This is a genomic window from Alteromonas sp. D210916BOD_24 (assembly GCF_047159385.1).
GTDB lineage: Bacteria > Pseudomonadota > Gammaproteobacteria > Enterobacterales > Alteromonadaceae > Alteromonas.
Map to the genome: position 1 here is coordinate 117908 of NZ_AP038333.1, position 13138 is coordinate 131045.

The 13138-nt window shown below is 45.1% G+C and carries 13 protein-coding genes; 3 read left to right on the top strand and 10 right to left on the bottom strand.

What is annotated here, in order from left to right:
• Positions 1-3: 3 nt before the first annotated feature.
• The 7 genes from ACMCM8_RS00495 to rpe all read right to left on the bottom strand — a co-directional run bounded on the left by ACMCM8_RS00495 (position 4) and on the right by rpe (position 7568).
• The gene (locus tag ACMCM8_RS00495) at positions 4-810 is read right to left on the bottom strand and encodes a DUF1338 domain-containing protein (protein WP_412724390.1); all 807 of its coding nucleotides are present in this window, start codon (positions 808-810) and stop codon (positions 4-6) included.
• 100 nt (positions 811-910) lie between these two features.
• Entirely contained in the window at positions 911-2380 is a 1470-nt protein-coding gene (gene astD / locus ACMCM8_RS00500) for a succinylglutamate-semialdehyde dehydrogenase (protein ID WP_412724392.1), read from the bottom strand.
• Positions 2381-2395: 15 nt separating this feature from the next.
• Complete coding sequence (astA, locus tag ACMCM8_RS00505) at positions 2396-3433, bottom strand: arginine N-succinyltransferase (RefSeq protein WP_412724394.1); 1038 nt, start codon at positions 3431-3433, stop codon at positions 2396-2398.
• Positions 3434-3453: 20 nt separating this feature from the next.
• Positions 3454-4662, bottom strand: coding sequence for an aspartate aminotransferase family protein (locus ACMCM8_RS00510; protein WP_412724396.1), 1209 nt, complete (start codon positions 4660-4662; stop codon positions 3454-3456).
• Positions 4663-5231: 569 nt separating this feature from the next.
• Entirely contained in the window at positions 5232-5807 is a 576-nt protein-coding gene (locus tag ACMCM8_RS00515; RefSeq protein WP_412724398.1) for an anthranilate synthase component II, read from the bottom strand.
• 45 nt (positions 5808-5852) lie between these two features.
• Positions 5853-6860 (bottom strand): tryptophan--tRNA ligase, encoded by a 1008-nt coding sequence (trpS, locus tag ACMCM8_RS00520; protein WP_412724400.1) that lies wholly within the window; start codon positions 6858-6860, stop codon positions 5853-5855.
• Between the two features lie 30 nt (positions 6861-6890).
• Entirely contained in the window at positions 6891-7568 is a 678-nt protein-coding gene (rpe, locus tag ACMCM8_RS00525; protein ID WP_412724402.1) for a ribulose-phosphate 3-epimerase, read from the bottom strand.
• 382 nt (positions 7569-7950) lie between these two features.
• Here rpe and ACMCM8_RS00530 point away from each other — a divergent pair, with 382 nt between their 5' ends.
• From ACMCM8_RS00530 to ACMCM8_RS00540, 3 genes are all read left to right on the top strand, one after another.
• On the top strand, positions 7951-8679 hold the full coding sequence (locus tag ACMCM8_RS00530) for a TorF family putative porin (RefSeq protein WP_412724404.1): 729 nt from the start codon (positions 7951-7953) through the stop codon (positions 8677-8679).
• A gap of 206 nt (positions 8680-8885) precedes the next feature.
• Positions 8886-9191, top strand: coding sequence for a hypothetical protein (locus tag ACMCM8_RS00535; RefSeq protein ID WP_412724406.1), 306 nt, complete (start codon positions 8886-8888; stop codon positions 9189-9191).
• Between the two features lie 9 nt (positions 9192-9200).
• Entirely contained in the window at positions 9201-9401 is a 201-nt protein-coding gene (locus tag ACMCM8_RS00540) for a DUF2970 domain-containing protein (protein WP_412724408.1), read from the top strand.
• Here ACMCM8_RS00540 and ACMCM8_RS00545 read toward each other — a convergent pair.
• The 3 genes from ACMCM8_RS00545 to aroB all read right to left on the bottom strand — a co-directional run bounded on the left by ACMCM8_RS00545 (position 9389) and on the right by aroB (position 13131).
• On the bottom strand, positions 9389-10276 hold the full coding sequence (locus ACMCM8_RS00545; protein ID WP_412724410.1) for a Dam family site-specific DNA-(adenine-N6)-methyltransferase: 888 nt from the start codon (positions 10274-10276) through the stop codon (positions 9389-9391). The genes ACMCM8_RS00540 and ACMCM8_RS00545 overlap by 13 nt on opposite strands.
• A gap of 198 nt (positions 10277-10474) precedes the next feature.
• Positions 10475-11932, bottom strand: a complete 1458-nt coding sequence (locus ACMCM8_RS00550) for an SPOR domain-containing protein (protein WP_412724412.1) — start codon at positions 11930-11932, stop codon at positions 10475-10477.
• A gap of 113 nt (positions 11933-12045) precedes the next feature.
• The gene (gene aroB / locus ACMCM8_RS00555; protein ID WP_412724414.1) at positions 12046-13131 is read right to left on the bottom strand and encodes a 3-dehydroquinate synthase; all 1086 of its coding nucleotides are present in this window, start codon (positions 13129-13131) and stop codon (positions 12046-12048) included.
• Between the last annotated feature and the right edge of the window lie 7 nt (positions 13132-13138).

The window sequence follows — 13138 nt, forward strand, 5'->3', positions numbered from 1 at the left end:
AGGCTATTTGGCGTTGGTGCTTTCAAATATTTTATCAGCAGACGCGGCAACAAAGCCTTGATAACGTTTACCATCAGGCATGTTATAACGCTGTGCAAACTCGTAGAAGCAGCTAGGAATTGATACGGTCTCATCACTAAATGCGACTTCTGCGCGATCGGCCATAGTCGAGGATTGGGCCAAGAATACGTCTGGACCACCTTTAATCTCGCCGCCCGACGTATTTAATACAAAGCCAGCTTCTTTAAGCAAGGTATTAACGTCTTCCAATTCATTGGTGCGGCTTAGGTGATTCACGCTTACGGTGAAGTGATTCGCTCTAAAGCCCCACGCTGCCATCCACGCCGCGTACTCAGATTCGTTGAGCAGTGTATCGTATTGTGCTTTACTGACATCCCAGTGCTTACCTGAATACAAAAAGTTATCTGCATCCACAACGCTTTCAGGCATTTGGTCAACAAGCTTTTTGATAATTGCCTGTGCCTCTTCAGATAGCTCATTAACGCGTAGCTCACTAATAAACACTTTCGGCTTAGTATCATCCGGATGCTCAAAATGCTTTGCGGTTAACTTCTTCGCTTCAAAGTTGTAGTCGCCTTTTTCTTCATAACCCAGAGCAAGGAAATGAGCAGCTAATTTGTCTAAGCGCGTTTTATCAAGGGCAAATGTTCTGAATGCCACGTGGTCGTTAACGATGTCATTCGTGTTCTCTTCTCCGGCTAACAACGCGTGTATTTTATGCGCTGATGGAGTGATTTTCACGTAATCGTCCCACATGTTGCTAAACAACGTATCGATGTTGCTATGCATAGTAGTAGGGTCCTTTCTGTCGATGACTATTTGTATAATATCGTTCGTATAGGGCTGGTTTTAAGCTAGCCGACAAACCTGTGTTTGTCGGCCATCACAATTACATACTTAAACCAGGGCTTAATTTACCAGGCATGGTTACTTTATCTAGTTCTACCGAGGCCACTGGGTATGCACAGTAATCTGCTGCGTAAAATGCGCTGGCTCTGTGGTTACCACTATCGCCTACGCCACCAAACGGTGCCGCACTGCTTGCTCCTGTAATCGGGCGGTTCCAGTTAACGATACCGGCGCGAATACGGGCAAAGAAATAGCGATAGTCTTCTTCACTGTCTCCAAGAAGGCCGGCTGACAAACCAAAACTGGTATTGTTGGCTTCAATAATGGCTTCATCAAAGTCAGTGTAGCGAATTACTTTAAGTAGAGGACCAAAGTGCTCTTCATCAGGAAGTGAAGAAAGCATGTCCGTTACATCGATAATACCCGGTGTAACGAAGCCTTTGTTTTCGTCTTTTTGGTCAAGACGCACTAACACTTTACCACCTAGGTTTTCTAGCTCGTGTTGAGCTTTTACCATTAGCGCGGCGGCATTGCTGGAGATCATAGCGCCCATAAAGGGTTGGTCTTGCGCATCGTAGTCACCCACTTTAATGTTCTTGGTCACTTCGATAAGGCGAGCAAGAATAGCGTCACCTTGCGCATCGGCCGGTAAAAACAAGCGGCGTGCACAAGTACAACGTTGACCCGATGTAATAAATGCAGATTGCACGATATCGTGTACAGCTGCATCTACATCAGCCACATCTTTGACGATAAGGGGGTTGTTGCCACCCATTTCAAGGGCCAAAATTTTTCCTGGATGACCGGCAAATTGCTCATGTAAAATTTTACCCGTGCGCGAGCTACCCGTAAAAAACAGACCGTCGATATCGTTATGCGACGCCAGTGCTTTACCGGTTTCTACTTCACCTTGTACTAAGTTGAGCACTCCAGCGGGAAGCCCTGCCGCATCCCAAAGTTTAACCATTTCTTCGGCGACCATGGGCGTTAAATCACTGGGCTTGAATACCACAGTGTTGCCAGCAATAAGTGCAGGAACAATATGACCGTTAGGCAAGTGGCCTGGGAAGTTGTATGGGCCAAATACAGCCACAACGCCGTGTGGTTTATGGCGGATAAAGGCCTTACCTACTGGCATTGGATTTTCAACATTCCCAGTACGCTCAAAATACGCTTTCTCGGAAATGCCAATTTTACCGATCATGGCGCCTACTTCAGTGGCCGTTTCCCATTCTGGTTTTCCGGTTTCCTGTGCAATAACGTTGGCAAGGTGAGCCTTCGCTTCTTCGAGTTTGTTGCCGTATGCCTTGATAACAGCTAAGCGTTCTTCAACGGTTTTCATGCTCCATGCAGTCAGTGCTGCGCGCGCTGCTTGAATAGCGTTGTCTATCTGAGCGGCAGTTGCGGATTTGCCTTTCCAGATAATTTCATTTTTTGCAGGGTTAATTGACGTTAAGTCGTGACCTTGTCCGGCAACCCATTCACCGTTAATAAAATGTGTATGTAGCATAGTGGGTGTCCTTTATTAGTCTCTGAAAGTCACAGGGGCAAAGCGTACTTCTTCGCCTTCTTTGACATTCAGGGCTGCGGCCGCTTGACGAGAAAGTACAGCGACTTGCTGTTCTTCACTTACTGTCATTTCGGTGGCTACAGCGCGAAAATCAGAAACAGATGTATTAATTATGTAGTGCGTCTGGCCTTGAGCTGCTGCACTGTCATCAATCACAATCGGCAATTTAAGGCTAGATTGTGCTGTGCGAATGTGGCTTAAGTTAGCTTCTACCGTGGGACCTGCGTCAAAGATATCGACATAACCACGGCACGAAAAGCCTTCTTCTTCGAGCAACTGAAGTGCAGGGCGGGTTTTTTCATGCACCTCACCAATGACTTCCTGTGCTTCTTTACTTAACAGGTTCACATAGATCGGGTATTTGGGCATTAACTCGGCAATAAACACTTTGTTCCCAATACCCGTTAAATAATCTGCAGTAGGGAAGTCTAACGAGAAGAAGTGGGTTTCCAGCCACTCCCAAAACGGTGAGCGACCTTGTTCATCACTGACCCCACGCATTTCGGCAATAATGGTTTCCGAAAAGCGCTCACGATGCTCCATCATGAACAAAAAGCGAACTTTAGATAAAAAACGACCGTTTATGCCACCACGCGCTTGTTCCCGTAAGAAAAGTGTGCAAATTTCTGTGACACCGGTGTAGTCATTACAAAAGGTCAGAATATCTACCGTATTGTGAATGTTGAGTTCACGGGAAGCGTGTACCACTTTGCTTAAGTGATAGTGATAGAACGCATCGTCTATCCCTACTGCTGCTTCAATACCTGTGGTACCCACTACCTGTCCGGTAGTGGTATCTTCCATTACAAATAAGTAAGACTCATCGCCGGGCTCGGTCACGTTAGGTTTGTTAAACGCCGATTCTGCACGATCAATTTTGCGCTGCAGTAACTCGTCATTCACTGGCAATGACGTAAAGCCAATGCCTGATTCAATAGCAATTTCCTTCAGCGCGTTATAATCGGCCTTGGTGATAGGGCGAATGATATTCATGTTCGCTACTCGTACTGCAATTATTCGGCGTTAACGATTGCATCGACGGCGCGTTCAAAGCGCGCAAGACCTTCTTTGATGTCTTCATCAGGGATCACCAATGACGGTGCAAATCGAATAACGTTAACCCCTGCGACTAAACACATTAGGTGTTCTTGAGTTGCTGCCACCATGAAGTCTCGTGCGCGACCCTGATATTTTTCGTTAAGCGCACAACCTAAAAGCATGCCTTGACCACGAATTTCATCAAATACATTGTACTTGTCGTTAATGGCACCAAGTAGTTCACGGAAAAGTGCCTCTTTCTTAAGCACACCTTCCAGTACTTCAGGTTGGTTAACAATGTCGAACGCGCGCTCTGCAACGGCACACGCTAGAGGGTTACCACCGTATGTGCTGCCGTGAGTACCCGCTTTAAGGTGAGCTGCAATGGCGGTTGTCGTCAACATTGCGCCAATAGGGAAGCCACCACCCAGTGATTTTGCCGTAGTCAGGATATCGGGTGTCACACCAAGGCCCATGTATGCATATAGATGACCTGTACGACCGACACCAGACTGCACTTCATCAAAAATAAGTAGTGCGTTGTGTTTGTCACAAAGTGCACGTACACCTTTAACGAAATCTGCATTTGGTGAAATGATTCCGCCTTCACCTTGTAGAGGCTCCATCATCACGGCACAAGTTTTGTCAGAGATTAATGCTTCAAACGCGGCTAAGTCATTATAATCGCAGTGATCGATAGCGCCTGGTTTTGGCCCGAAGCCGTCTGAGTAAGCGGCTTGGCCACCTACGGTAACAGTGAAGAATGTACGGCCGTGGAAACCTTTGTTAAATGCAATAATCTGGTTTTTATCTTCGCCGTAGTTGTCTAGTGCAAATCGACGCGCCAGCTTAAGAGCAGCTTCGTTAGCTTCTGCACCAGAGTTGGCAAAATACACTTTTTCAGCAAATGTTGCATCAGTCAGCTTTTTAGCAAGGCGAAGCGCTGGCTCGTTAGTATACACGTTACTTAAGTGCCACAGCTTGTTGCCTTGTTCGGTAAGTGCTTTTACCAGTTCAGGATGGCAGTGACCCAAAACGTTAACGGCAATACCGCCTGCAAAGTCGATGTACTCAGTACCTTCCTGATCCCAAACTCGTGAGCCTTCACCACGAACAGGAACCATACCTGCTGGGTTATAGTTAGGAACCATTACATCATCAAATGTACTGCGAGTTACGTTCATCTTTGTTACCTCTGCATTGGGCGCCAAGTTCATTTAGTGAATTATTGCCTATCGTACCAGATATGCCAGTTTGGGCGTGTTTAGGACGATTAAGCGTATGTTTGGCGCGTAAAAACTAATCGGATTTGACCCACAGTATGCCATTTTTTTTAACATTTGTCTTCACTGTGATGGTCTCTAGCCCTTTATTTATAAGGACTGTGGCTTAATTTGCAGTAAAAGTGAATAACTATTAACTGCTGTTGTATATCTTTTTGTAATAATTGTTAAAGGCGACGCGGAACGTCTAAAAGCTAGTCAGTTCACAGAAGGGAACATAAGGCGAAGGTTATAAATAGGCAATGGCATAGCGCAGCATTGCTGCATTCAATTCGAGTTTTAGCTATTTGCACTTATCAATTCTTGATGAATGGTTGATCAGCTAAAAAACTGTAGTAACGCGAATGCATGAATATCCAATAAAATTTTCCTTAATTACTTCAAAGTGGTCGCAAAAAGAACAAAAAACGGGAGTTTCTTGGTAAAAATGTAAGTAAGGTGGGACAAGTTGAGCCCAATAGCGTCTAATTTTACGCTTTTAGAAAGGCCTCTAAAACCGCATGGCCATTCTCGGTGAGTAGTGACTCGGGGTGATATTGCACTCCCCATATGGGCAATGACGTATGAGAGATACCCATAATTTCTTTTGTTCCATGCAACGTATCACACCAAGCATCAACCTGTAGACAGCTAGGTAATGAGTTGGGATCTAGCACCAGAGAATGGTAACGAGTAACGTTGAATGGGGAAGGTAACCCTTTGAAAAGGCCGCGATTGGCATGGTGCAGTTGAGACACTTTTCCGTGCTTAATCTCCTGGGCTCCTACCACCTGAGCACCAAAAACCTGTCCGATTGCCTGGTGGCCTAAACATACGCCTAAAATAGGAAGTTCACCTGAAAAATGCTTAATGGCATCTAGACTAATACCCGATTCGTTCGGCGTACAAGGGCCGGGCGAAATAACAAGGTGTGAGGGAGCCAGACCTTCGATGTCGAGAAGTGATACTGCATTGTTGCGCACCACTTCTACGTCGATGGCTAACTCCTTAAAATACCGCGCCAAGTTGTAGGTAAAAGAATCAAAGTTATCAATTAATAGCAACACTGGCGTACAGTACCTCAGATCTTACTTGTCATTCGCTTGCGTTGATTACGGCTTGGGAATAAAGCCCACAGCGTTGTACACCTTTTTCAGAGTTTGCGCTGCACGGCTTGAGGCTTTCTCTGCGCCTTGACGCATCACTTCATCAAGATAGGGGCGGTCAGCACGTATTTGTGCATAGCGTTGCTGAATGGGCTCCAGTAGCGCCACTACCGCGTCTGCTACATCGCCTTTTAAGTGTCCGTACATTTTATCTGTGTATTGGGGCTCGAGCTCTTTAATCGACTTACCTGTAGACAGTGACAAAAGCGTAAGTAAATTAGACACACCTGGCTTTTCAGTAGGATTGAAATAAATGTTGGCCTGTTCGTCAGAATCAGTCACTGCCCGTTTGATTTTCTTCGCCAGCTTTTTCGGCTCTTCTAGCAGACCTATAAAGTTGTTTGGATTGGTATCAGACTTGGACATTTTCTTTTCAGGCTCTTGCAAACTCATAATTCGCGCGCCGAAATCAGGAATATAAGGATCAGGCAAACGGAAAATGTCCCCATAGAGATTGTTCATTCGCGTTGCGATGTCCCGTGTTAACTCAAGGTGTTGTTTCTGATCTTCACCAACCGGTACCTTATCTGCTTGGTAAAGTAAAATGTCCGCTGCTTGTAGCACTGGGTAGCTATATAAGCCCACATTAATATTGTTTTCGTTTTTCGCAGACTTGTCTTTAAACTGCGTCATGCGATTTAACTCGCCCATTTGCGTGTAGCAATTTAAAACCCAGGAAAGTTGTGCGTGTTCGGGTACGTGTGACTGCATGAAAAGCGTACTTTTTTGCGGGTCAATTCCACAGGCAAGGTAGAGTGCCAGCCCATCCAAACAGGCTTCTGTTAGCTTTTTGGGGTCCTGGCGCACAGTAATCGCATGCAGATCAACAATCATATAAAGGCAGTCGTGATCATCTTGCATGGAAACCCATTGCTTAAGTGCACCCATGTAATTACCTAGGGTAAGTTGTCCAGAAGGCTGACAGCCACTTAATACAACGGGTTTATTACTCATTTGTCTTTACCTGTAATACGTTTAAAAAAATTATGCTTTATGAAGTGAAGCGAGTTGATGGCGCATTTTATTAATGACTTCACTGTAATCGGGTTCAGAAAATATAGCTGAACCAGCAACAAACATATCTGCTCCAGCTTGTGCTATGTCGCGAATGTTATCGACTTTTACGCCACCGTCAATTTCTATTCTTATATCGTACCCACTTTCTACGACACGCTGTTTAACCGCGCGTACTTTTTCCAATGTAGACGGGATGAACGTTTGTCCACCAAACCCCGGGTTTACCGACATAATGAGAATATGGTGCAATTTGTCCATTACGTGATCGAGATAGTGAAGCGGGGTGGCGGGATTGAAAACCAATCCTGGTTTACAACCTTTATCAATGATTAGCTGCAGCGAACGGTCAATATGTTCAGAAGCTTCGGGGTGAAAGCTGATGTAACTGGCCCCAGCGTCGGCAAACTTTTCAATGAGATCATCTACCGGCTTGACCATAAGGTGCACATCAATAGGGGCGGAAATGCCATAGTTGCGTAACGCTTCACAAATCATCGGACCGAATGTGAGGTTAGGGACATAATGATTGTCCATCACATCAAAGTGCACCACATCAGCCCCAGCCTTGAGTACCGTTTCTACTTCTTCGCCTAGCCGCGCAAAGTCAGCTGATAAGATTGATGGCGCAATTAAAAATGGTTTCATGGCCTTTCCTTTACAAAATACCTTGGTTGATGTGGACACGTGAATTGCCGATGCGAAGTTTACCCAAAAGTGCACATATTTACTATGCATTGGGTGAATCCATTAATGAGTGGCGACGGGTGAGCAGAAATCGAGGTGTTTTTGCCCAAATTTGGTGAGTGCGCGTCAAAGTGGTGCATTCTTATTCATAAAATCTGCATGACTATTTTTGTGTTTGAAAGTGGGGTGTGTAAATGTTTCTTTAATATCAGTTAGTTGCGGAAGATATTTGTGGTTTTTTTCATGAACCATAAATGGGCATCAACCTTGCGTTATCCAGTTCAAAAAATAACAAGACAGAAAAACGAATTACAACAAGTTTGAATTTGACTGGAGAACACACATGAAAACATCTACAAAAAGAACACTACTTGCTGCCGCTATTTCTTCGGCGTGCCTTTTAAGCGCTATGCCAAGTTATGCAGAAGGTGCATTCACTGCCAATGCAAGTGCAACTAGCAACTACATTTGGCGTGGTCTAACCCAAACTACCAACGAAGCGGCGGTTCAGGGTGGTATTGATTATGCTCACGAAAGCGGTTTTTATGCAGGTACTTGGGCATCTAATGTTAACTACGGTGCAGGTGACGTGTACTCATATGAACACGATATGTACTTTGGCTTTTCTGGTGAGTCTGACGGTATCGCTTACGACTTCGGTTACTTGTACTACAACTACGATGACGAAGCGAACTTCGATTTTGCCGAAGTATACGGCTCTGTGGGCATGGGGGGCTTGAGCCTGACGGTTTATCTTCTAGCTCACACAGAAGCTGATGAACCTGCAGAGAAAGACTTTGGTTTTGCGCAAGCATCTTATACGTCTCTGGACTACAGTATGGAAATTCTCAATGGCACTGAGCTTGGATTTCATGTGGGCTATCACGAAGGTGATTTTGCTGAAGCCTTTAACGGTGTAGAAGGCTACGTCGACTACGGTGTATCGGTGTCTAAAGACGGCTTCAGCTTTGCTATCACAGGTACTGACCTCGATGACATGGGCGGCGATGACGAGTTTGATAATGACGCTGTGAAATTCACGGTAGCTTACTCAGTAGACTTCGAATTATAAAAACGCTTTAAGGTAACTTGAACCTAATGAATAAAAAGGTGTCAGGATATCGGTAGCAGTTTGATAAAGCCTAATGTGAATACATTAGGCTTTATTGATTAGCGTCTGTATGTTTTTACGCCAAATTGGCGTGACATTTTTCTTGTTCAAAAGACTGATTTGATTATAATGAGGTTAGTTTTTAAGCGGGTGTGAGGGTATTCAGGATGAAAGTTCTTCCATTTTTAGTGGCGTGTACTGCCGTGGCAGTGGTGAGTATTGCCGTATCGTTTTCCTCAAACTCGTCCTCTTCTTTGTGTGACTATCAACCTGTCACCGAATTTAATCCCAAGCTTCCTGCGAGCCATATTCAAAACCAGTGTGCGCGTTACCAAGATGGTGTAGCAGAAGTCAGCTGGCTGTCATGGTTAGCAGGGCAATCGCCTTCTTTTCAGTTCCATTTTCTGGACTTATTAGAGCTGCTACACAAGGACGAAAGTCGCGCAGAATTTACAACTTCCAATGACGCATAGGGAGCCACTGTGCAATCTGGCACGGGGTTTTGGTCAGTAATAGCGAGCGTTATTGCTAGCCTATTTGGTGTTCAAAGTCACAAAAACTATGAGCGAGACTTTACCAAAGGTACATTCATTAGTTTTGCCATTATTGGGATATTGTTTGTTGTCTTGTTTGTGGTGGCGTTATTTACTTTTGTAAAGTGGTATACCGGTTATGGTAATTGACTGGGTGTTGAGGCTATAACCGCGTTTTTCTTCTTTTTACTTCCAATCGTTTTGCTAGCAGGAAAAAAAGCCAGGATCTCGTCAACAGGTTGTCGTTTTGCACCATTTTGACTAATCGAGCGCTTCACCGACAGCATACTGAAATCAGCCCCTTTATACAGGTGTCGAGTTAGCGGTAAGTCGTGATTGGAAATCAGTACTGGTATGCCCCGCTTTTTGGCGGTTCGGGTAGCTAATTCTGCCAGTTTTTCTTGTGCATCCTGACCAAAGCTTCTGGCTGCATAGCTGGTAAATGCGGCTGTTTTGCTAATGGGGGCGTAAGGGGGATCGCAATAAATCACATTGCCTCGTCGAGCACGAGAAAATACTTTTTCAAAAGGCAGGCATGTAAAGATAGCCTTTTGTGACTTTTCCGAAAAAACAAACATCTCGTCTTCAGGGAAATACGGCTTCTTATATCGACCAAAGGGCACATTGAACCGCCCTTGGAGGCTATAACGACACAGTCCATTGTAGCCATGACGGTTCAAATACAAAAACAGGATCGCGCGGTAATATTCATCTTGCGTGGCGTTGAACTCATCGCGAAGGGCGTAGTACATCTTCTCATCATTGCGTTTACCACTAAAGAACTCACGGGCATCGTTAATTAACGCATCGGGCTGTGCTTTCAAGAAGTTGTACAAATTGATAAGGTCAGGGTTGATATCGTTAAGCAAATAACGTTTATAGTGGGTGTTCAGGAAAACCGAACCCGCACCAACAAACGGTTCAATAAGCTTGTTAGCCTGGGGTAATCTGGCTTGAATATCCTCGACCAAGCTGTATTTGCCACCGGCCCATTTCAAAAAGGCGCGGTTTTTCTTTTGCATCATGCTCTAACGTTACTACCTACACGGAATGAAGACGGTGGTTACTCCTAACGTCGCCATTCTAGGCATTGCTGGGTAAGGGTTGTCTACTGACATCACCACACTAAAAGTAGATTGTATCTTTCATCGCGAAACTGAACAACCAGCAAGTGCGTACAGATTGCTTTTTTGCTTTTCTATTAAACGATACGTGAGAGTGAATTAATCGTTGGCAACAGACAGTTCATTCAACACCTGCTCAGCGCGTTTCACAAAAGCATTCGCTTTACCGGGGTAAGCAGGTAGCGTCGCCAATGCATTTTGCGCCTCTGCGAGTGACGGGTAGCTGGTATTGGCAACGACTACGAACCAATCACCACCATAGCGTTTTGTCTTATAGATACGGATGCTATCAACAAGCTTGTGTTCAACGAGGAATTGCTTAAGTGCCTGTTCGTTTTTCATTGCTAACATTTGCACCACAAACTGATTGGGTGCTAACCAAGATGTAGATGTCGTTTCGGCTTTTTCACTGGGTAACTGTGTTTCTGTTTCGACTACTTGCTGTTCAGGCAGTTCACTTATGTCGCTGTTCTTGGTCTTTGCAGAAGTCTCCTCAGACAATTTGGCCGGTGTTGATTCTGCTAAGGAAGAAATAGCATTATTCCAATTAGTGACCAATCCATCGGCTTGATTGATATTATTACTTTTGGTTTCGCTTTCACTGGCGTTTACAGCACCAGCGACGGAGAACGATTCCCCTTCATCGATAGGAGAGTTAGCAGGCTGCGACGTGTCAACACGGTCGCTTGTAGTAAAGGGGGGGACTACTACAATGCCGGCTTGTTCAGATGTATTGTCCACGCTCTCAGATGGCTTGGTTTGTTCTGAGTCCAGCAGGGCATCGTATGAAGAGCCTACTTCCACTTGTTGTGGGTCTTCATTCGAAATTCCACTCTCTATAGGCGTGAAAAGCCCACCGATGTTATCGCTGTATTGCCAGTACACCAGACCAATAAAGGTGGCAATAAATACGGTTGCGATCACTGCATATAAGCGTCGCGATTTAAGTGGGTTGGAAAAGGTGAGAGTATTTTCTTTTTGCCTGTTTTCTAAATGTGCTTGAAATGCGTGACGGCGGGCCGAAATCATTTTATCCAATTCAGATTCGAACGTAGGTTGTTCACTCATCACTGACTGGCTACTAATGATAAGCGGTGTCTCAGTATTCTTGGCGGGAAGCCATTGCTTGGCGTTTTCCGCCCATTGGCTGTTAGCAAATAACAGCACATTAAGGTGTTGTTTATTTCCCGCAAATCGACTTTGAAGCACTAAGTCCCACAATTCTTGAAGTAACTTGTCGGGGATATGATGGGCTTGGGTAATGGCGATTAAAATAGGACCATCATGTTGATTTAATTCGGAAAGCAATTCGTTAAGCGGTCTGACAAAACTGCCTACCACTTGACCTAATAATTGCCGACATAGTTGTCGACGATAATCAGACGGCTCCATGTTGTCTTGCGCCGTAAGATAAGCAATCTCAGTATCGTCGTGTTGCTGAAAAACAAACGCTTCAAGGGTTTTTTGTTGCTCAGAAATAGAGTCGCCACTGACAAAAATCAGTTGCGATGAATAATTGACTAAATATTCCAAACGGTCATGCAGTTCACTTTGCACGGAGTTTGCCCCTATTTACCTTTTTGGTTAACCCTTAAGCGTAGACACATAAACAGGCTGATGAATCCAAAAGGCGTTGATACGGCCTGTTAAGTGCGTATGGAGCATTAACCCTAAGCGCTAACAGGTGTTTTTGACAGTAAACTCGACAAAATACCGTCGGTGACCTCTTTCGTCACTACTGCTTTGCCTATACCTTGCGGCAGTACGAAGCGAATGTTACCCGCTTCCACCTTTTTATCGCGCTTCATATGTTTAACGTAATCATCTTTGCTCATGGTATGTGGGCCAGCAATGGGTAGCTTGAAGGCTTCAAACAATGTAGCGACACGACGTGTTTCTGACGCGTTAAACCAGGATAATGCTTCTGCAGCTTGACAAGCAATTATAGTACCAGCAGCTACGGCTTCGCCATGTAGCCAGTTGCCATATCCTTGCTCAGCTTCAATTGCATGCCCAAAGGTATGGCCTAGGTTAAGGATGGCGCGTAGCCCGCCTTCTCGCTCATCTTGTGCGACTACTTCAGCTTTAATTTCACAACAACGTGAAATGGCTTGGCTTAATATCGCTTTATCAAGGGATTTCAGTGCTGCGGTGTTTTCTTCAAGCCAACTGAAAAAATCAGCATCATAGATTATGCCGTATTTGATCACTTCAGCCATTCCTGCCGCAAATTCGCGGTCTGGCAGTGTGGCGAGTGAATCGGTGTCAATGGCGACATACACAGGTTGATAAAAGGCGCCAATCATGTTTTTACCTAATGGGTGGTTGACGGCAGTCTTGCCACCGACCGAAGAATCAACCTGAGAAAGGAGAGTAGTAGGCACCTGTATAAAAGGCACGCCACGCTGATAAGTAGCAGCAACAAAACCCGTTAGATCACCGATAACACCGCCACCTAACGCAATCAGCGTGGTATCTCTTGCGGCATTCAATTCCAGTAGGCGTGTCATTACCACTTCAAATTGGGCAAGATTTTTGTGTTGTTCCCCGTCAGGCAGAATAATGGATTCTACATGCACGTCGCCGCACGCGGCTTTAGCGGCTTCAAGATATAAGGGGGCAACGGTTTCATTGGTTACAATAACGGCGAGGGGGCCTTTAATATAGGCACTAAAAAGGCCGGGTTGCGAAAGCAGCCCAGCCTCTATCTGAATAGGATAGCTACGATCGCCAAGTTCCACAGTTAAGGTTGACACAGGCGTA

Excerpts from the sequence above, each read along its gene's own strand:
- ACMCM8_RS00495 (WP_412724390.1), bottom strand. The coding sequence starts at position 810 with ATGCATAGCAACATCGATACGTTGTTTAGCAACATGTGGGACGATTAC.
- astD (WP_412724392.1), bottom strand. The coding sequence starts at position 2,380 with ATGCTACATACACATTTTATTAACGGTGAATGGGTTGCCGGACAAGGT.
- astA (WP_412724394.1), bottom strand. The coding sequence starts at position 3,433 with ATGAATATCATTCGCCCTATCACCAAGGCCGATTATAACGCGCTGAAG.
- ACMCM8_RS00510 (WP_412724396.1), bottom strand. The coding sequence starts at position 4,662 with ATGAACGTAACTCGCAGTACATTTGATGATGTAATGGTTCCTAACTAT.
- trpS (WP_412724400.1), bottom strand. The coding sequence starts at position 6,860 with ATGAGTAATAAACCCGTTGTATTAAGTGGCTGTCAGCCTTCTGGACAA.
- rpe (WP_412724402.1), bottom strand. The coding sequence starts at position 7,568 with ATGAAACCATTTTTAATTGCGCCATCAATCTTATCAGCTGACTTTGCG.
- ACMCM8_RS00530 (WP_412724404.1), top strand. The coding sequence starts at position 7,951 with ATGAAAACATCTACAAAAAGAACACTACTTGCTGCCGCTATTTCTTCG.
- ACMCM8_RS00535 (WP_412724406.1), top strand. The coding sequence starts at position 8,886 with ATGAAAGTTCTTCCATTTTTAGTGGCGTGTACTGCCGTGGCAGTGGTG.
- ACMCM8_RS00545 (WP_412724410.1), bottom strand. The coding sequence starts at position 10,276 with ATGATGCAAAAGAAAAACCGCGCCTTTTTGAAATGGGCCGGTGGCAAA.